The following is a 17,489-nucleotide window of genomic DNA, read 5'->3' as shown; positions in this document are numbered from 1 at the left end:
CGAATAGACGATGGCTATTGGAATTATTGGAGCGATGGATGAGGAAATCGAGCGCCTTCAGGCAGAAATGACGGATAAGGTTGAAAATGAAACGGCTGGGAGCTTGTTTATTGAAGGGATGCTGCGTGGGAAAAAAGTCGTCCTGCTTAAATCAGGAATCGGCAAAGTAAACGCGGCCGTCTCCACAACCATTCTGCATGAACAGTATGGTGTTGAGAGTGTAATCAATACTGGTTCTGCGGGTGGTTTTGCCGAAGAGTTGGAAGTGGGGGATATTGTAGTTTCCGACTTTGTGACGCATCACGATGTCGACGTGACGGCTTTTGATTACGCCTATGGACAGGTACCCGGTATGCCGGCCATGTATGAGGCAGACCCTGCACTTGTAGAAAAAGCGATGCAGGCGGTCGGGAGTACGAAGGCCCGTGCAGCCAAAGGGATTATTGCAACCGGCGATTCCTTTATGCAGGACCCGGAGAGGGTGGCCCTTGTCAGGAGCCGCTTCCCCGAAATGATTGCTGCTGAGATGGAAGCCGCAGCCATTGCTCAGGTTTGTTATAAATACGGCACACCTTTTGTCGTGCTGCGCGCATTATCCGACATTGCCGGGAAAGAGTCTTCACTGTCCTTCGATCAGTTCCTTCCTGTAGCTGCTGAAAATGCAGCACAGATGATCATGACGATGATCGAAGCGGATTAACAACGATTACCACCTCTATGAACCTGTCGATTGTGTTAGTATGATGGACAGCGGGGAGGTGGAGGAGTTGTCATCCAAGGAAGCTCTATCCGTAAAAGTAAAAGACTATCAGAGATTTGTTATGACGCTGATCATTTTAAACGCCTATCTTTATGCAGGTGTGTTGATCAGTCTGTATGTGTATAAAACCCGGGCTCATTTATATATGTTCCCTGTAATAACGGCTGCATCAGCGGCTGCCTTTTCAATGATTCTCAAAATGAAGAAGTGGAAACGGCAGGCAGCAGAAGAATAAAAGCCGAAAAAGCTTCATTGACTATAGTCAATGAAGCTCTTTTTATGAATGGCCGCCCTGCTTACTCTGTTTATAGAACTCGTGAAAAATTTTCATTAAGGCCCTTTTTTCAATGCGGGAGACATAACTTCTGGATATCCCCAGCTCCTTGGCAATTTCCCTCTGCGTCTTCTCTTCCGTCTGGTTCAGTCCATACCTGAATATAATGACCTCCTTCTCCCTGTCATCCAGCACATTTATAAAGTCTTTAATCTTTTCAAGCTCCATATGAAGCTGGATTTCCTCGACGATATCCGTGACATCTGCCTGCAGAATATCGAGTAGATTAAGTTCATTCCCTTCCTTATCGTGTCCGATCGGGTCCTGGAGGGAAACATCCTTACTCATTTTTTTTGTGGATCGTAGATGCATGAGTATCTCATTTTCGATACATCGGGCGGCGTAAGTAGCCAGTTTTGTTCCTTTTCCCGTCGAGTAGCTTTCAATGCCCTTAATCAGTCCTATCGTACCAATGGATATCAAATCCTCGAAGTCTTCCTTTGTATTTTCGAATTTTTTGACGATGTGTGCAACAAGGCGGAGGTTATGTTCGATTAGTTTGTTCCGTGCTTCATGACTGCCTTCTGCCATCAACTGGAGCTGCTTGGCTTCTTCTTCCGGTGAGAGGGGGTTGGGGAAGGCCTGGTTTTTCACATACGACATGAAAAAGAGGGACTCTTTGAAAAAGTAAAGGATCGACGCGATCAGACTGCTCATGGATCCACCTCCTCATGAATTAGGCAACTGCCTATCTCATGTGTATGTAGGGAAAGGAGGCTCCGTGCTTGTCTGTACTCAAAAATAAAAGGTATAACCGGGGGATGGGAAAGATCATTAAAACAAAGAAAAACCCGTGCGATGCTTGAAATGCTTGAGCGCCGCACGGGTTTTATCGTATGAAATGTTTGTCATAACATTTTGTTCTTTATGAATCCTGAGCCTGGTTTTTCCGTTCCTTTTCCAGATCTTCTGCATAATCATCCTGCACACTTTTATCCCAGAGAGGGACACCGGCACGATAGGCTGCTCTTGAAATCATATGACCGGAAACAGGGGCTGTCAGAAGGACGAAGAAAATTCCGAGCAGCAGCTTCCCGCTGACAATTCCATTCTCCACATAGAGAAAGAGAAAAGCACCGATCATTATGCCGGCTACGCCGAGTGTTGAACTCTTTGTAGCCGCATGAAGACGGGTATAGACATCCGGAAACCTTAGAATCCCAATGGACCCTGAAACGAGGAAAAAGGCACCGCTCAGCAGGAATAGACAAATGACAATATCAAAGATGAAGTTAATCCACGTCCCGCTCAATAATAACACCCTTTTCTAAGAATTTCGCCAGAGCTACTGTTCCGATAAACAGCAGAATTCCGATCAGCAGCACGACGTCATTGAATTTGGTTGTCACAAGCAGGACGGCAATCAGCCCTGCGAGGGCCATTAAATTAATTCCGATGGTATCCAGAGCAACGGCCCGGTCCGGGTTTGTCGGACCGAGAATCGCTCTGTAAAGAAGAAGGATGACGGATGCAGCAACGGCTACAATGGCGATGATGGCTGATGTTTCAATCAGCCTCTGTGTTGTATCTAAAACAGCTTCCATTTAACGCGTCACCTCCATGATTTGTTTTTCAAATGAATTCTTAATATCATTAATGGTTTCCTGTACATCGGGAATATCCATCGCATGAATATAAATCTTCCTGTGGTCTTCGCTGACTACAACAGACAGCGTTCCAGGTGTCAATGTAATCAGATTGGCAAGCAGAGTAATCTCAAAGTTCGTTTTCACATCGATCGGAAGAGCAAAGATCCCCGGCTGCATATCCTGTTTCGGCTTGTATACATATTTCAGTATATCCAGGTTGGACAGGATCAGCTCCCGTATAAACAGGAGAATCAGCTGGACGAATTTCCATGTCCGTTTCATGTAAAAGGAATCAGGGACGAAACGACGTAAAAGGAACAGGAGAATAATCCCGAGAATGTAACCGACAAGGAAAGAAGTGAACGTATAGCTTTCACTCAGGAACATCCACATGAGGGCAATTATGATGTTCAGTACTATTTGTAATGGCATCGGCTTCTACTCCTTTAATACAGACTCAATGTAGATTTCCGGATCCATTAAGTATCGAGCGATGGACTCCACGACAGGGAAGAACCATTCAGCGCCAACACCTAACAGGACGGAAAGGGTTAATAGAAATACAGCCGGGTAAACCATGCGGCTGCCTTTTTCCTTCCGATCCGGACGGGGGATATCGGTCTTTTCTCCCCAGAATCCCCTGATAAAGATACGAATCATCGAGAATAGAATCAACAGACTGGAAATCAACGCCACAATTATAATCATTACTTCATCCTGCCCCGCAGCACCACGGATCAGCTGCAGTTTGCCGATAAACCCGCTGAATGGCGGAATTCCGGCAAGGACAAGGGAGGCCAGGAATGTCATCCATCCAAGAACAGGGTAGTGGTGGATCAGACCGCCCATTTTTCTTAAATCCGATGTGCCGGCTACATAAACGGTGGCCCCGGCGAGTATGAAGAGGGCGGCCTTAATAATCATGTCATGAACAAGATAATAAATCGTACCACTCAGGGAAACTTCTGAAAAGATTCCAATTCCCATGAGCATGAAACCGACCGCTGGAATAATGTTATAAGCAATAATCAGTTTCACGTTGTGGGTGGATAAAGCGCCAATGACACCGAAGATCATCGTCAATGCAGCAAGGTAGATGAACAGGGTGTGTGTAATATCCACCTGTTGGTTGAACATAAGCGTGAATGTCCGCAGGATGGAGTAGATACCAACCTTCGTCAATAACGCTCCGAATAGTGCGGAAACGACGGCGTTTGGTGCTGTATAGGGCCTTGGAAGCCAATAGTACAGTGGGAATACGGCCGCTTTTGTTGCAAAGACGAAGAACAACAGAATTCCGATGGTCGTTAAGATCCCCTGCTGCTCAACTTCCTGAACGCGCTGTGCGATCTGTGCCATGTTAACAGTACCGACAACAGAGTATAGAAAGCTGATTGTTGTTACAAACAGCATGGAAGAGAACAGGTTGATCAATACATATTTAATAGATTCCCGAAGCTGTGCTTTTCCATTCCCGAGGACAATCAATCCGTATGAAGCCATCAACAGGACTTCAAAGAATACAAACAGGTTGAATAAATCACCGGTAAGGAAAGCTCCGCTTACACCTGCGATCAAAAGGAAGAAGAAGCTGTAAAAATAGAAGGATTCTTCTTTTTCCGTTAGAGACTTGGGAGCGAAAAATACAGCAGCGACACCAATAATGTTGGTCGTCAGCACGAGGACGGCTGCTAATAAATCACCCACAAGGACAATCCCGAACGGCGCTTCCCAGCTTCCGAGCTCAAGGACGATGGTTCCCTGACTGCGGATGGTCATAAAGACGTACCCGACGACAATCAGGTTGATGACTGCAGTAATCTGGGAAAAGGAGCGGACCAGTTTCGTTTTTTTGTGGATAAAGGCTGTTATGATTCCTGCCAGCAGTGGCAGCAGAATCGGCAGTATAGCTAAATTACTCATAGTCGTTACCTCTCAGTTGCTCCATATTATCCGTACCGTTGATTTTCGCGGCACGATAGGCGAGAACCAGCAAAAGACTGGTGACACCAAAGCTGATTACAATAGATGTCAAAATCAAAGCCTGCGGGAGCGGATCTGTGTAGTTCTCGATTCCTTCGGTAAGAACCGGGGGCGCACCCCGTTTCAGTTCGCCCATCGTAAGGATGAACAGGTGGGCTCCGTGGGAAATGAGCCCTGTTCCTATAATGATTCTCAGCAGTTGCTTTTGAAGGAGGTTATACACGCCGGTCGTAAATAAAATACCGGCTAATACAGCCATAACGAATTCCATCCTTATTCACCCTCCTTCGGTTTCTTTAATCGGATCAACCCGAAAATCGCCATGGCGGCAATTCCGAGGACGACGATTTCAAATAACGTATCCAGGCCACGGAAGTCAACAAGAATGACGTTGACGATGTTATCTCCGCCTCCGAGTTTATAGGAGTTCTTAACAAAGTATTCCGCGATGGAATCAAACCACTTACTGCTGTGGGCAGAGATGGCAACCATGGTCATGAGAGCCCCGAAGCCGACAGAAATAATGACGTTAAGAACCTGGGTGCTCACAGGCTGGTCTTTCTTCCTGAGTTTAGGAAGGTGATAGAACACAAGCAGGAATAGAGCAACCGTTACCGTTTCAACAATAAGCTGAGTCAGCGCAAGGTCGGGTGCTCTGTAAAGCACGAACAGCATGGAAAGCCCGTATCCGACGACACCTAAAATTAAGATCGCCGCAATCCGGTTGTTGGTCAGGGCTGTTCCGACAGCTGCCAGAACCATTGTAACGGCTACAGCAATTTCAGGTGCCGTAATTCTGGATAAGTTGGACGTATCCACGGTAAATCCGCCTGTAACGGCCATAAAGGCAAAACTGACAATCAGGATGGCCGCCAGAATCAAGCGGACATAGCGTCCGAGCGATCCGTTCATATACCCCTTTGTGATGACTCCGGAATAACGTTCCGTCCGGTCGACAAGCCCATCGTAAAATTTGTTCAGGCTCAACCGTCCCGGGAGGAAGTTATAGACAGGGGTCCATACTTTCCTTGAAATGGCCAGGATCGCGCCGAAGACGACAACGGTTAAGGACATGACAAATGGCGGGATGATGCCGTGCCAGAATGTAATGTGTTTTTCGTCCAGGGCTGTTCCCTTAACAGCATCCGCTGCGTGAGCGATGAACGATCCGTTCACCAGGAACGGGAATAGACCGATGATAATTACACCCGCCACCAGAATCATCGGGGATACAAGCATGCCGATCGGAGCTTCGTGTGGTTTTTTCGGAAGCTGATCGAGCTTGGCTCTGCCGCGGAAGGTACCGAAAAAGAAGTACATGGAATAGACAAATGTAAATATACTTCCCAATACAGCAAGATAAGGAATAACACTCATCATAAATCCTGAAAATCCGGCCGCTGATGCTTCCAGATGCAGGGAGGAGTCAAAGAATATTTCCTTACTATAGAACCCGTTTAAGAATGGCAGGGGTACACCAGCCATTGAGAAGGAAGCAAACAATGCCAGCGTCGCTGTAATCGGGAGATAGGTCATTAAACCACCGAGACGGCGGATATCCCTTGTCCCTGTTTCATGGTCGATAATTCCGGCAACCATGAAGAGGCTTCCCTTGAAGGTGGCGTGGTTCAGAATATGGAACACGGCACCGAATACAGCGGCTTTCGTTCCGAATCCTAGCATCGCCATGATCATACCCAGCTGACTGATGGTCGAGAAGGCGAGTATTCCTTTTAAATCTGTCTGTCTGACAGCCATATAAGATCCCCAGCATAAGGTAACAATCCCAGCAGTGGACACAATAATGAAGAACCATTCACTGGAAGAGAGCATCGGGGAGTATCTGGCAACAAGATATATTCCTGCTTTAACCATAGTGGCTGAGTGAAGGTAGGCACTGACAGGTGTCGGTGCTTCCATGGCATCAGGAAGCCAGATGTGGAAAGGAAACTGGGCGGATTTTGTAAAAGCCCCTAAAAGAAGCAGGCACAAAATCAGCGGGAAGTATTCACTGTTTAAAACAAGCTGCTGCTGATCAATCATCGCGCGGATACTTGTTGTATTTGTTAACACACTCATGTAAACCAGCGCACCGAGCAGACTCAGGCCGCCGAATACGGTGATCAGCATGGATTTTAGTGCGCCATAACGAGATTCCTGTTTATAGTTCCAGAACCCGATTAACAGGAAGGAAGACAAGGACGTAAACTCCCAGAAGCTGTACAGGGCGAACACGTTGTCCGAAAGAACAACACCAAGCATCGACCCCATAAAGATAAGGAAATATACGTAGAAATGGCCCAACTGCTCCGATTTATGTAAGTAGTAAATCGAGTAGAAAGCCACTAAGGCACCGATTCCACTGATAAGAAGTGCAAACAGCAGACTCAGGCCGTCCAGATGGAAAACCATGTTCATTCCGAGAGACGGAATCCATGAGTATTCCTGAATGACAGGTTCAAAGCCTGTACCAATATGACGTACAAAGTAAATAAAAATGACCACAGGCACAAGTGTTACAAAGAAGCCCGGGTGCAGCTTTTCTTTCCATCTGCTTAAAAATGGAATGAAAAGAGCAAGAATAAAAGGCAGTAATACGGCCACCAGCATGCGGATAATTCCTCCTTTGGCTATGTTTCATCTATTTGGTTGATATAGGGATGATGACAGCCTTGTATCCATTCAATTGTAATCAAAAAAACGGTCATTGTTCAACTGTAGCATACCAGCAGCAGCATGTTGTAGACTTATTTTAGTCTTTCCTTATAAATAAGTAGAGACACATCAAAAATAAAAATAAAAAAACACAAAAAAACATTCATTCTCTAAGGAGAAACGAATGTTTAACAATACGGTCATCTATTTGATTCATCCCACCCTGGGAACCGTTTTTTCCAATTGGTTCTGGATGGCCCTTTTTTTTATTTCTCTGCTGATCTGTTCAACAAACTCTTCGGAAAGATTGAGTTCAATGGCTTTGTGGTAAGATTGTATAAGCAGGGAATCCGATAGTTGCTTCATACCGCTGTCACACATGTGACAGTCACCTCCCGTTTTTCTTTGGTCTTTCAACGTCCATCCTTGAATGTATGTTTACCTTACCATGACCCGAAAATTGCCACAATATAGAAGTTATCTACAAGAAAATGTAGATAACTATATGGAAAAACCATACCGGGATAGTGATAACAAAGAAGTTACTGTGTGGAAAATGTGCATAAACTTATCCACAACCCGGATATGTCGGTAAATGTCGAACGAATTATGTTCTTAATGGAAGACCTTTTGAAACATAACGAAATTTTGTATATGATGGTGAAGGAGATTTTGCCGTTGTATAAGAGATGGAGTGAGTTGATGTTAAATAATTTTCTGCCCAATGAACACGTTCCAAGTGTATTTGATATAGATCCACAGGAACTCAAGGACAAAGGAATTAAAGGTGTTATCACCGATCTGGATAATACGCTGGTAGCCTGGGATGTTCCCGATGCTACCGAAGAAATCAAGGCATGGTTTAAAAAAATGAACAGTCATGGAATTCAGGTGACCATCGCTTCCAATAATAATGAAGCGCGTGTGAAGTTGTTTTCGGAGCCTTTGGATGCCACTTTTATTCACAGCGCCCGGAAGCCCCTGTCCAAAGCGTTCAAAAAAGCACGCAAGCAGATGAAATTAAATAAGAACGAGGTTGCTGTTATTGGTGACCAGCTTCTCACTGATGTTCTTGGAGGCAACTCTGCAGGTTACCATACCATTCTCGTCGTACCGATCGTTGAGACGGACGGTTTCGTTACCCGCTTTAATCGGAAGATTGAGCGCCGGATTTTAAACTGGATGAGAAGAAAAGGGAAAATTACGTGGCAGAGGAGAGATGGATAATGGCAGAGATTCAATGCCAGGGCTGCGGAGCTGAAATACAAACGACAAATCCTGAATTACCGGGATACGCCCCTGCTTCCGCATTAAACAGGGAGGATATCATTTGTAAGCGGTGCTTCAGGCTGAAACACTATAATGAAGTACAGGATGTGCCGTATCAGGATGATGATTTCCTCGAGATGCTCAATCAGATCAATGGGACGAAAAGCCTCGTTATCCAGCTGATTGATATTTTTGATTTCAATGGAAGTTTTATTCCAGGATTAAAGCGATTGACCGGAAATAATCCCGTTCTTCTTGTCGGGAACAAAATGGACGTTCTTCCAAAGTCCGTGAATCATGGCAAGGTGAAGCACTGGCTGAAACGTTCGGCCAGAGAGAACGGCTTGGAAGTAGAGGATGTTTTCTTGATTTCCGCTGAAAAAAATCAGGGGATTGAAGACCTGTCAAGAGCTGTTGAGGAGTACCGGAAGGGAAGAGATGTGTATGTAGTAGGGACGACGAACGTTGGTAAATCGACGTTTATCAATACCCTCATTTCCAACACATCAGGCGTGAAGGATGCAATCACGACGTCCTATTTCCCAGGGACAACCCTCGGTTTTATCGATATTCCCCTGGATGAAGAGAGCTCTATGTTTGATACGCCGGGAGTGATCCACCGCCATCAGATGGCCCACTACGTGTCCGATAAGGATTTGAAATTGATCACACCCCGGAAAGAAGTGAAGCCTAAGGTCTATCAGCTGAATGAACAGCAGACCCTGTTTATCGGGGGACTGGCCAGGCTTGATTTTGAAAAGGGAGAGCGGTCTTCCTTTATCGGGTATTTCTCTAATGAACTGCATATTCACCGGACAAAAATGGAGAAGGCTGATGAATTGTACAAGAACCACTTAGGGGAGCTTCTTACCCCGCCGGATCCGAATACGAAAGAGAAGCTGCCGCCATTGACAGCTCAAACATTGAAAATAACAGAGCCGAAGACAGATATCGTGTTTTCCGGGCTGGGGTGGATCACCGTGCCGGAAGGAGACATCACCGTAACGGCTCATGTTCCGGAAGGTGTGAAAGTATCCCTTCGTTCATCACTCATATAGGGGGAGATTTTTTTGTATACATTCGGGTTAGCAGGTTTTCCTGTCGGCCACTCACTGTCACCATGGATTCATGGACAATTGATGAAACAGACGGGGGTCGAAGGAGATTATCAACTGTTCGAAATCAAACCGGAAGACTTTGATGAGCAGATCAGTGAGATGAAGAATCGAGATCTGGACGGATTCAACGTGACGGTACCTTATAAAGAAAAGATTATTCCGCATCTTGACGGCGTCGACGGCAGTGCTGCCCAGCTTGGTGCCGTCAATACAGTCAAGCGGACATCTGAAGGGTGGATCGGCTATAATACAGACGGAACAGGATTCCTGCATTCGCTTCAGGCCCGTTTTCCTGACCTTTTTGAACAGGAGATCAACGTTCTGCTCCTCGGTAGCGGAGGAGCGGCCAGGGGGATCTTTGACGCTCTGATGAAACAGGCAGAGGTGCAGGTCGATGTAGCGAACCGGACGCTCAGCAGGGCGGAAAGTATGATTGCTGAAACCGGCGGGGCCGGCATTGCCCGGGCGGTTTCGTTTGATGAGGCTGAACAAGCAGCAGGAGAGTATGACCTGATCATCCAGACCACCACTGTCGGTATGAGCCCGAATGAAGACACATCCATTTTGTCACTTCAAAACTTGAAAGAGGGGACGGTTGTCAGTGATATTGTCTACCGCCCCGTCATGACGACCTTCTTAAAAGAGGCAGAACAAAAAGGCGCCCGCCTGCATTTTGGGCATGAAATGTTATTGCAGCAGGCGGTCTATGCTTTTCAAATCTGGACGGATCTTGAGCCGGAAGCTCGTCCGCTCCTTGAAAAGTTCGAACGAAAGTTGAAAGGGGAATAACATGTTAACGAGTAAACAGAAAAAGCATTTGCGTGCGGCATCCCATCAGGTGCAGCCGATCTTCCAGGTTGGTAAAGCAGGGGTCAATGAAAATATGACGACACAGATCAATGAGGCTCTTGAAAAGCGTGAATTGATCAAGGTCAGCATTCTGCAGAATTGTCTGGAAGAACCCGCTGTTGTAGCGGAAGAAATTGTGGAAGCTACGGACGCCCACATTGTACAGGTAATCGGAAGCACGATCATCCTGTACAAAGAGTCTAAAGAAAATAAGCAGATTGAACTGCCGTAGAGAAGGATGACCTTATGAAAAAAATCGGCATCCTCGGCGGTACGTTTGATCCACCTCATTATGGACATTTGTTAATGGCTGAATACTGCCGGGAGGATATGGGACTGGATGAGGTCTGGTTTATGCCATCCTATATCCCTCCTCATAAAAAAGAGTCTCAGACAGACGCGGAACTTCGTCTGGAGATGGTGGAGCGTTCGATTGCCGGACATCCGGATTTTCGTTTGTGTGATATCGAACTTGTGAGAAAAGGGACGTCATACACGTATGACACCTTGACCCTTTTGAATAGCGAATACCCGGACCATCATTTTTTCTTTATTATTGGTGGAGATATGGTACAAAATCTCCCACAGTGGTATAAAATAAAAGAACTGAAAACCATCGTGGATTTTGTCGGAGTGAAGCGGCCGGGGTATGAGTGGAATCCGGAAGCGGATGTTCATTATGTAGACATTCCCGGTGTCGATGTTTCTTCCACTATGATCAGGGAAAAGCTTAAAAATGGAAAAAGTGTCCGTTACCTTGTGCCGGAAGCGGTGGATTCTTATATAAAGGAGCATCACCTCTATGGAAATGACTCGTGAACAAGCTTTGGCGTATGTCAAACCTTTTCTAAAACAGGAGCGGTTTGACCATACTGTAAGAGTAACCGATCAGGCCGTCATCCTCGCTGAGCGTTTTGGTGCCGATGCTGAAAAAGCTGCCCTCGCTGGTGCCCTTCATGATTATGCCAAGTACAAGGACAGGGATCTGATGCGGCGTTGGATTGAAACCGACAGGCGTCTTCCTAAAGATCTGCTTGACTATCATCATGAGCTTTGGCATGGACCCGTAGGCGCCCTGATGCTGGAACAGGAAATTCATTTGACAGATCCCGAGGTGTCCAGTGCTGTTTCCTGTCACACGACAGGAAAGAAACATATGAGTGTTTTGGATAAAGTTGTCTTTTTAGCGGATTACATTGAACCCGGCCGGAATTTCCCCGGTGTTGATGAAGTCCGGGAAACAGCAGAAACGGATTTGGATAAGGCCTGCCTTCTTGCCTTGAAAAATACAATTGTTTTTTTAGTCGGCAGGGGAAGGACCGTTTATCCGGACACGTTTCATGCATATAATGATTTATTATAAACAGGGAAAGACCCTAAAGAGATAAAGGATGAAAAAGGGAGGAAGCTCATGGAAAGCAGAGAATTAGTAACACTGGCCGCACAGGCCTGTGATGAGAAAAGAGCTCAGGATATTGTTGTATTGGATATGGCAGACGTATCTTTAATTGCGGATTACTTCGTTATCTGCGAAGGATCCAATGAAAGACAGGTACAGGCTATTGCCAGGGAAGTGAAGTCTCAGGCTGAAGAGAATGGGATGGAAGTGAAACGTATGGAAGGATTTGAACAGGCCCGCTGGGTTTTAATTGATCTCAATGGTGTCGTCTGTCACATCTTCCATAAAGATGAGCGTCATTATTACAATCTGGAAAGACTCTGGGGAGACGCGGATACCGTGTTCGTTGAGGGTTTGGAAAACTAATATGAGCTACAGGGACATGGCCCGGGTATACGACCGTTTGATGGAAGACGCTCCTTACAGCAGCTGGGTGTCATTCACAAAGGATCAGATGCATCATCACGGCATTACGGGCAGCAGGATTCTTGATGTAGGCTGTGGAACAGGTGAGATTACTCATAGACTGGATCAGGAGGGGTATCAAATGACAGGTGTGGACCTGTCAGAGGAAATGCTTGCTGTCGCCCAGCAGAAAAACCCCCGTTCCTCTATTCAATGGTTAAAACAGGATATGACTGAACTTGAATTTCCGGTATCTTTTGACACCGTTATCAGTTATTGTGACGTTTTCAACTATCTCCAGGAACCAGAACAGGTAAAAGCGTCTTTCAACCGTGTTCATGCAGCGTTGGAAGAGGGCGGACTGTTTTTGTTTGATGTCCACTCTATAGATCATATTCAGCGGGACCTTAGTGGTTCCACCTTTGCCGAGGTTTATGATGATTTGTCCTATGTATGGTTCTGTGATCCTGGTGAAAAGGAAAACAGCATCGTTCACGACTTGACCTTCTTTATTCAGGAAGGTGCCGGTTATCATCGATTTGATGAAGTTCATGACCAGCAGGGATTTGAACTCCGTGACCTTAAAGCGTGGCTGGAGGAGGCAGGTTTCTCCTTCCAGGGCGTCTATGCAGATTTCAGCACAGAACCTGATGCAGAAGGGGACCGGTGGTTGATCGCTTGTACGAAATAGGAAGGAGTCCGATTGGAAAATCGGACTCTTTTTTTTATGCAGCAGGAAATCAACAAAGAATGTCGAATAATAGGGTTACAGATGAATGTTTGTTTTATCTTCTTTATGTTTCCTCTGTGTGGCTTCGAACATCTTCTGGAATAAAGGTCCAATGTGGTCCTCCAGGGCCTGAAGTCCCTCCCCGGTCACCCCGCCTTTGACTGTGACTTTCTCCATCAGTTCTTCCAATGTCATAATCCGCCTGGACAGCAGTTCACCGAGCCCTGTCATCATATTTTCTGTTAAAACGGTCGCCTTTTCCTTCGGCATGCCGGCCACCTCTCCGGCGGCTGCGATCCATTGACTGAGCAGAAAACTGATAAAGGCCGGCCCGCAGGAAACGATATCAGACGCTGCGCGTATATATTCCTCTTCAATCTCCACTGGTGTCGAAATGTGGGAGAAAGCTCGGTGAATAGCAGTCCGGAAGGGTTCACTTGTGTTTTCTGAAAATGTCATCAAACTGACGCCGGCAAGGGCGTGATTTGTGATCGACGGTACTACCCGGGCGACTTCACAAGGGACAGCCTTCTCCAGCTGTTCCACGGCAATCGGTGAGGTGATGGAAACGAGACACTGCTCTTTTTTCCACTTTCCTTCCAGTTCCTCTAAAATTCCTTTATAATGATGCGGTTTCACACAGATGAAAAGGATATCGCTGTTTTGCTGGATGTCCTGCAGCGTATCCGCCACAGTAATCGACCCCAATTCTTCTTTTAAGTTTTCCGCTTTTGCTTTTGTTCTATTGTAAATCGTTAATTGATTTCCACGCACAGCTCCACTTTTAACCAGTGATGCAGTCAGCATGCTTCCCATATTTCCGGTTCCGATGATTCCCCATCTCATTGGAATCCCTCCCTTAATGGTCACCTATACCATAGTATTCCAACAGTGAAGTTTTATGAGAGAAGGGCGGACGATTATGATCAAACGATACGGATGGATTGTGATTGTTATAGTAGTGTTTGTACTCGTCTATCGGCAGAGTCAGCCGGAAGCAGAGGTTGAAAATGCTGTCGTAACAGAAGAAGAGCAGGTACCGGCCGAATCTGAAGGAAACATGTCAGAGGATGAAATTGTTGTGGATGTGAAAGGGGCGGTTGTACGGCCGGGTGTGTATGCGATGGAGGAAGGGACAAGGGTGGATGACGTCATCACAGAGGCAGGTGGAATGACAGAAGAGGCTGATCCGCATAGTGTTAACCTTGCTCAAATCCTTCAGGATGAAATGGTCGTTCTAGTGGCCGGGACGCCTGAGGATGGAGAACCCGCTTCCCGGTCATCTGGTATGGATAACGGAAAAATACGAATTAACCAGGCTTCTATGGAAGAAATCCAGACGTTGAATGGTATCGGTCCTTCGAAGGCTGAAAGCATCATGAAATACAGGGAGGAACATGGACCTTTCGGCTCTGTAGAGGAATTGCTCGACGTACCGGGGATAGGGGAGAAAACATTGGATCAGCTTAAGGAGTTTATCACAGTTCCATGACGTTGACGGAAGAGTATACAGAAAGTAAACTTAACTAAAAAACAGGGGGATACATAGATGGAACGAATTACGTGGAATCAATATTTTATGGCACAGAGTTACCTGTTAAAATCCAGAAGCACCTGCCAGCGGCTTGCGGTCGGGGCTGTGATTGTCCGGGACAAGCGGATGATCGCGGGTGGTTACAATGGTAGTGTAAGCGGCGGAGTGCACTGTATTGATGAAGGGTGCTATGTCGTAGGGGGGCACTGTGTCCGGACGATTCATGCAGAAATGAATGCGCTGCTGCAGTGTTCCAAGTTCGGCGTAGCTGCAGATGGAGCAGAGGTCTATGTTACTCATTTTCCATGCGTTCACTGTACGAAAGCGTTAATACAGGCTGGCATCAAAGCCGTTTATTATGGAGAGGATTATAAAAATGATCCCTATGCTGTCGAGCTCTTCCAACAGGCCGGCGTTCGAATGAAAAAGGTCCCCTTGGAAATTCCGCCTATGCAGACGGAGCAGCGCCATCTTGTCGGCCGGCTGATTGATAAGCTGGAGAATTCGCATGATCCTGAAGTGGAGGAGTTGAAGGAATTAGCCGATCATTATTTCTCCCTTCCTGAAAAATGAACGCCTTCACCGGCCGGTGGCACCTCCCCGTCCTTGCTTTTGCTGCGGGCGGGGTTCTGGCCTCCCTGGAGGGGGAGGCGTTTTATATTTTTGTCCTCTTAATTACCGTTATTCTCTATGGTTTCCGTGCTCATATCCCTCAACTTCTTCTCTCCCTTGTTCTCCTCGCTGCCGGGTTCATTTATCTTACTCCCCCATCTCCTCCTGCCTCTATGAAAGGGCCGGACACGTGGACCGCTGTCATTGATTCAGAAGTGAAAGAAACCTCCTATGCAGTGCAGTTTCTTATGGAAGATGAACAAGGTATAAGACGGCAGGTGCGCTTTATGAAAAGCGATCCTGATGAACAGGTACCTGTTTATCATCACGGAGGTCTCTGTACGGTATCCGGTACGGCGGGCCCGTTTGATCCGGCCCGCAACCCGGGGGAATTTGATTATGCGGCGTATATGGCCACACAGGGGGTCTTCACTAAAATGATGGTGGAAAACCACTCTGATATAACCTGTCAAGGAAGGTCCTATGTAAGTTTTATATACGAATGGCGGACCAATCTTCTAAAAAGGGTACAACAACAGTTGGATCCCGGGGCCTGCAGCTGGATCAAAGCCCTTGTTTTTGGAGAAAAGGATGCCATACCTGAAGAAATTACAGAATGGTTTCAAACCTACAATCTTTCCCATATCCTGGCTATTTCAGGGCTGCACGCCGGGCTGCTTGCTGGAGGCGTCTACATGGTTCTTTACCGATCCGGTCTGGCAACGAGAAGGCAGGCCGGGGTATTTCTTCTTCTCTTTCTCCCTTCATATACAATCCTCGCCGGCGCTGCGCCATCGGTGATCCGGGCATGCGTGATGGCGCTTATTGTCCTTTTGTTCTCGATGGTTAACCACCGGATTCCATTATCTGATGTTATTGCCTGGACAGCTGGTTTTCTTCTTGTTTGGAAACCGGATTATCTTCATCAGGCCGGCTTTCAATTTTCCTTCCTTGTCACGTTCAGTCTGATTCTGTCCGTACCTGTATTGAAGCGGGCCTCCGGTCTGTGGCAGCAGACGATAATCATCAGCCTTATCTGCCTACTATCCATTCTTCCACTGCAAATCCGCTATTTTTATGAATTTCAACCGCTGTCCCTTTTTGCGAATGTGGCCATGGTCCCTTACTTTTCTTTTTTTGTCATTCCTGTTTCCTTTCTTTTGTTTCTTTCTGCCTTCGTTCTCCCTGGAGATGTCTCCCGGGGCGTATCTTCGTTATTTTCTGATTTTCATCACCGCATCCTTTCAGCTGGCATGAGCGCGGGAGGTCTGCTTGATATTCCGTGGGTGATCGGTGAACTGGCTTCTTCCGCAGTCCTTGTCTTTATGATCTTGTTTGTCAGGATGATGATTCATTGGTGCAGAGGGAAGCTCGAGCGGTGTTTTGCGTACGGTGCAGCGTGTGCAGGGGTGCTTATGGTTTACGCCTCCCTTCCCTATTTGTCTCCGGAAGGGACGGTAACGATGCTTGATATTGGACAAGGGGACAGCTTTGTCATTGAACTGCCTTACAGAAAAGGTGTGTGGATGATTGATGCCGCAGGTCCTCCTCCGTACATGGAAGATGAGACCAGAACCGCAAAGACCGTCATTGTGCCATTTCTGAAATCCAGAGGCATCGACACCATTGATACGATTCTGATTACTCATGAGGACAGTGATCATAACGGAAGCGTTCCTTATCTGATCGATCAACTTGATGTGGGAAATGTTGTGACTTCACCTTTTTACCCTGTCCAGTATAAAGGAGTGAAGCAGAGGGAAGCGTCTGCTGGAGATCACTTAAAAACAGATGGACTCAGCATGCGTGTGCTGCACCCGGCAGAAAATACAGGGGATGCGAATGACAACTCCCTTGTTGTCACCTTTGATCTTGGGGGGAAGTCGTGGATGTTCACCGGAGACATATCCGTCCCTGTGGAAAAACAGCTGCTTCAGGATCTCCCGGATGTACGCATAGATGTACTGAAAGTGGCTCATCATGGCAGTGACACTTCCTCCAGTGATGCGTGGCTGGATGAGGTTAATGCTGGTACTGCCTGGGTTTCGGCTGGAGTGGAAAACAGCTACGGACACCCTCACGAAGAAGTGGTGGAGAAGCTGATGGAGCGGGATATGCTCATTCTGCGGACCGACCAATCCGGGGCTGTCCACTATAATTTTTATGGAGATGATGGAACGTTTTCGACTTTCCTTCCGTATAATGCAAGCAGAAAATAAAAAAAGACTGCTTCATAAGCAGCCTTCCGGAAT

The 17,489-nt window shown here is 46.7% G+C and carries 22 protein-coding genes; 13 read left to right on the top strand and 9 right to left on the bottom strand.

The features are described 5' to 3' along the window. Positions 1–10 precede the first annotated feature (10 nt). Together mtnN and GLV97_RS05445 are read left to right on the top strand one after the other, a co-directional pair. Entirely contained in the window at positions 11–700 is a 690-nt protein-coding gene (mtnN, locus tag GLV97_RS05450; RefSeq protein ID WP_160889189.1) for a 5'-methylthioadenosine/S-adenosylhomocysteine nucleosidase, read from the top strand. Positions 701–767: 67 nt separating this feature from the next. Further along, entirely contained in the window at positions 768–995 is a 228-nt protein-coding gene (locus tag GLV97_RS05445) for a YrhC family protein (protein ID WP_160889188.1), read from the top strand. A gap of 42 nt (positions 996–1,037) precedes the next feature. On the opposite strand, the gene sigK is transcribed toward GLV97_RS05445, so the two are convergent. The 8 genes from sigK to GLV97_RS05405 form a co-directional block, all read right to left on the bottom strand. Beyond that, a complete protein-coding gene (gene sigK / locus GLV97_RS05440) occupies positions 1,038–1,751 on the bottom strand; it encodes an RNA polymerase sporulation sigma factor SigK (RefSeq protein ID WP_160836194.1) in 714 nt (237 codons plus the stop codon). 208 nt (positions 1,752–1,959) lie between these two features. After that, complete coding sequence (gene mnhG / locus GLV97_RS05435; RefSeq protein WP_160836193.1) at positions 1,960–2,346, bottom strand: monovalent cation/H(+) antiporter subunit G; 387 nt, start codon at positions 2,344–2,346, stop codon at positions 1,960–1,962. Further along, a complete protein-coding gene (locus GLV97_RS05430) occupies positions 2,327–2,638 on the bottom strand; it encodes a Na(+)/H(+) antiporter subunit F1 (RefSeq protein ID WP_160836192.1) in 312 nt (103 codons plus the stop codon). Before GLV97_RS05430 ends, mnhG begins: the two co-directional genes overlap by 20 nt. Continuing rightward, the gene (locus GLV97_RS05425) at positions 2,639–3,115 is read right to left on the bottom strand and encodes a Na+/H+ antiporter subunit E (protein ID WP_160836191.1); all 477 of its coding nucleotides are present in this window, start codon (positions 3,113–3,115) and stop codon (positions 2,639–2,641) included. It abuts the gene before it with no gap. A 6-nt stretch (positions 3,116–3,121) separates the two neighbouring features. Next, positions 3,122–4,606, bottom strand: a complete 1,485-nt coding sequence (locus GLV97_RS05420; RefSeq protein ID WP_160889187.1) for a Na+/H+ antiporter subunit D — start codon at positions 4,604–4,606, stop codon at positions 3,122–3,124. Then, on the bottom strand, positions 4,599–4,937 hold the full coding sequence (locus GLV97_RS05415; protein WP_160836189.1) for a Na(+)/H(+) antiporter subunit C: 339 nt from the start codon (positions 4,935–4,937) through the stop codon (positions 4,599–4,601). Before GLV97_RS05415 ends, GLV97_RS05420 begins: the two co-directional genes overlap by 8 nt. Before the next feature lie 2 nt (positions 4,938–4,939). Next, the gene (locus tag GLV97_RS05410) at positions 4,940–7,276 is read right to left on the bottom strand and encodes a Na+/H+ antiporter subunit A (protein ID WP_160836188.1); all 2,337 of its coding nucleotides are present in this window, start codon (positions 7,274–7,276) and stop codon (positions 4,940–4,942) included. A gap of 258 nt (positions 7,277–7,534) precedes the next feature. Further along, positions 7,535–7,687 carry a sporulation histidine kinase inhibitor Sda gene (locus GLV97_RS05405; RefSeq protein ID WP_160836187.1) on the bottom strand — a complete coding sequence of 51 codons (153 nt, stop codon included), beginning with the start codon at positions 7,685–7,687 and terminating at the stop codon, positions 7,535–7,537. Between the two features lie 288 nt (positions 7,688–7,975). On the opposite strand from GLV97_RS05405, the gene GLV97_RS05400 reads away from it, so the two are divergent. Genes GLV97_RS05400 through GLV97_RS05365 form a run of 8 tightly spaced genes read left to right on the top strand, consistent with a single transcriptional unit; the run spans position 7,976 to position 13,052 of the window. Next, complete coding sequence (locus tag GLV97_RS05400; RefSeq protein WP_160836509.1) at positions 7,976–8,548, top strand: YqeG family HAD IIIA-type phosphatase; 573 nt, start codon at positions 7,976–7,978, stop codon at positions 8,546–8,548. Further along, positions 8,548–9,648 carry a ribosome biogenesis GTPase YqeH gene (yqeH, locus tag GLV97_RS05395; protein ID WP_160836186.1) on the top strand — a complete coding sequence of 367 codons (1,101 nt, stop codon included), beginning with the start codon at positions 8,548–8,550 and terminating at the stop codon, positions 9,646–9,648. Before GLV97_RS05400 ends, yqeH begins: the two co-directional genes overlap by 1 nt. Positions 9,649–9,660: 12 nt before the next feature. Beyond that, positions 9,661–10,497, top strand: a complete 837-nt coding sequence (aroE, locus tag GLV97_RS05390; protein ID WP_160889186.1) for a shikimate dehydrogenase — start codon at positions 9,661–9,663, stop codon at positions 10,495–10,497. Position 10,498: 1 nt separating this feature from the next. Further along, positions 10,499–10,789, top strand: a complete 291-nt coding sequence (gene yhbY / locus GLV97_RS05385) for a ribosome assembly RNA-binding protein YhbY (protein WP_160836184.1) — start codon at positions 10,499–10,501, stop codon at positions 10,787–10,789. Between the two features lie 14 nt (positions 10,790–10,803). Further along, positions 10,804–11,376: a nicotinate-nucleotide adenylyltransferase gene (locus GLV97_RS05380; protein ID WP_160836183.1), complete on the top strand. Its 573-nt coding sequence runs from the start codon at positions 10,804–10,806 to the stop codon at positions 11,374–11,376. Next, positions 11,366–11,920 (top strand): bis(5'-nucleosyl)-tetraphosphatase (symmetrical) YqeK, encoded by a 555-nt coding sequence (yqeK, locus tag GLV97_RS05375; RefSeq protein WP_160836508.1) that lies wholly within the window; start codon positions 11,366–11,368, stop codon positions 11,918–11,920. Before GLV97_RS05380 ends, yqeK begins: the two co-directional genes overlap by 11 nt. Before the next feature lie 48 nt (positions 11,921–11,968). Beyond that, complete coding sequence (rsfS, locus tag GLV97_RS05370; protein WP_160836182.1) at positions 11,969–12,322, top strand: ribosome silencing factor; 354 nt, start codon at positions 11,969–11,971, stop codon at positions 12,320–12,322. Between the two features lies 1 nt (position 12,323). Continuing rightward, on the top strand, positions 12,324–13,052 hold the full coding sequence (locus tag GLV97_RS05365; RefSeq protein ID WP_237418575.1) for a class I SAM-dependent DNA methyltransferase: 729 nt from the start codon (positions 12,324–12,326) through the stop codon (positions 13,050–13,052). Between the two features lie 75 nt (positions 13,053–13,127). Here the strand turns inward: GLV97_RS05365 and comER are convergent, their stop codons facing one another. Next, complete coding sequence (gene comER / locus GLV97_RS05360) at positions 13,128–13,937, bottom strand: late competence protein ComER (protein ID WP_160840669.1); 810 nt, start codon at positions 13,935–13,937, stop codon at positions 13,128–13,130. A gap of 76 nt (positions 13,938–14,013) precedes the next feature. Between comER and GLV97_RS05355 the strand changes: the two genes are divergently transcribed. From GLV97_RS05355 to GLV97_RS05345, 3 genes are read left to right on the top strand one after another with little or no spacing between them, the layout of a single operon-like run. Beyond that, positions 14,014–14,583, top strand: coding sequence for a helix-hairpin-helix domain-containing protein (locus tag GLV97_RS05355; protein WP_160889185.1), 570 nt, complete (start codon positions 14,014–14,016; stop codon positions 14,581–14,583). Positions 14,584–14,640: 57 nt separating this feature from the next. Beyond that, positions 14,641–15,198, top strand: a complete 558-nt coding sequence (locus GLV97_RS05350; protein ID WP_160889184.1) for a ComE operon protein 2 — start codon at positions 14,641–14,643, stop codon at positions 15,196–15,198. Further along, a complete protein-coding gene (locus tag GLV97_RS05345) occupies positions 15,195–17,456 on the top strand; it encodes a DNA internalization-related competence protein ComEC/Rec2 (protein ID WP_160889183.1) in 2,262 nt (753 codons plus the stop codon). Before GLV97_RS05350 ends, GLV97_RS05345 begins: the two co-directional genes overlap by 4 nt. The last annotated feature ends 33 nt before the right edge of the window (positions 17,457–17,489 follow it).

This window comes from Halobacillus litoralis, assembly GCF_009856355.1.
GTDB classification, from domain to species: domain Bacteria; phylum Bacillota; class Bacilli; order Bacillales; family Halobacillaceae; genus Halobacillus; species Halobacillus litoralis_B.
The sequence above is the reverse complement of the archived record's forward strand: the minus strand, read 5'-3'. Positions and strand labels throughout refer to the sequence as shown.

What these genes read in the sequence shown, in the direction of transcription:
- mtnN (WP_160889189.1), top strand. Translation starts at nt 11, where the DNA reads ATGGCTATTGGAATTATTGGAGCGATGGATGAGGAAATCGAGCGCCTT.
- sigK (WP_160836194.1), bottom strand. Translation starts at nt 1,751, where the DNA reads ATGAGCAGTCTGATCGCGTCGATCCTTTACTTTTTCAAAGAGTCCCTC.
- GLV97_RS05430 (WP_160836192.1), bottom strand. Translation starts at nt 2,638, where the DNA reads ATGGAAGCTGTTTTAGATACAACACAGAGGCTGATTGAAACATCAGCC.
- GLV97_RS05425 (WP_160836191.1), bottom strand. Translation starts at nt 3,115, where the DNA reads ATGCCATTACAAATAGTACTGAACATCATAATTGCCCTCATGTGGATG.
- GLV97_RS05420 (WP_160889187.1), bottom strand. Translation starts at nt 4,606, where the DNA reads ATGAGTAATTTAGCTATACTGCCGATTCTGCTGCCACTGCTGGCAGGA.
- GLV97_RS05415 (WP_160836189.1), bottom strand. Translation starts at nt 4,937, where the DNA reads ATGGAATTCGTTATGGCTGTATTAGCCGGTATTTTATTTACGACCGGC.
- GLV97_RS05410 (WP_160836188.1), bottom strand. Translation starts at nt 7,276, where the DNA reads ATGCTGGTGGCCGTATTACTGCCTTTTATTCTTGCTCTTTTCATTCCA.
- GLV97_RS05405 (WP_160836187.1), bottom strand. Translation starts at nt 7,687, where the DNA reads ATGAAGCAACTATCGGATTCCCTGCTTATACAATCTTACCACAAAGCC.
- GLV97_RS05400 (WP_160836509.1), top strand. Translation starts at nt 7,976, where the DNA reads ATGATGGTGAAGGAGATTTTGCCGTTGTATAAGAGATGGAGTGAGTTG.
- yqeH (WP_160836186.1), top strand. Translation starts at nt 8,548, where the DNA reads ATGGCAGAGATTCAATGCCAGGGCTGCGGAGCTGAAATACAAACGACA.
- yhbY (WP_160836184.1), top strand. Translation starts at nt 10,499, where the DNA reads ATGTTAACGAGTAAACAGAAAAAGCATTTGCGTGCGGCATCCCATCAG.
- GLV97_RS05380 (WP_160836183.1), top strand. Translation starts at nt 10,804, where the DNA reads ATGAAAAAAATCGGCATCCTCGGCGGTACGTTTGATCCACCTCATTAT.
- yqeK (WP_160836508.1), top strand. Translation starts at nt 11,366, where the DNA reads ATGACTCGTGAACAAGCTTTGGCGTATGTCAAACCTTTTCTAAAACAG.
- rsfS (WP_160836182.1), top strand. Translation starts at nt 11,969, where the DNA reads ATGGAAAGCAGAGAATTAGTAACACTGGCCGCACAGGCCTGTGATGAG.
- GLV97_RS05365 (WP_237418575.1), top strand. Translation starts at nt 12,324, where the DNA reads ATGAGCTACAGGGACATGGCCCGGGTATACGACCGTTTGATGGAAGAC.
- comER (WP_160840669.1), bottom strand. Translation starts at nt 13,937, where the DNA reads ATGAGATGGGGAATCATCGGAACCGGAAATATGGGAAGCATGCTGACT.
- GLV97_RS05355 (WP_160889185.1), top strand. Translation starts at nt 14,014, where the DNA reads ATGATCAAACGATACGGATGGATTGTGATTGTTATAGTAGTGTTTGTA.
- GLV97_RS05350 (WP_160889184.1), top strand. Translation starts at nt 14,641, where the DNA reads ATGGAACGAATTACGTGGAATCAATATTTTATGGCACAGAGTTACCTG.
- GLV97_RS05345 (WP_160889183.1), top strand. Translation starts at nt 15,195, where the DNA reads ATGAACGCCTTCACCGGCCGGTGGCACCTCCCCGTCCTTGCTTTTGCT.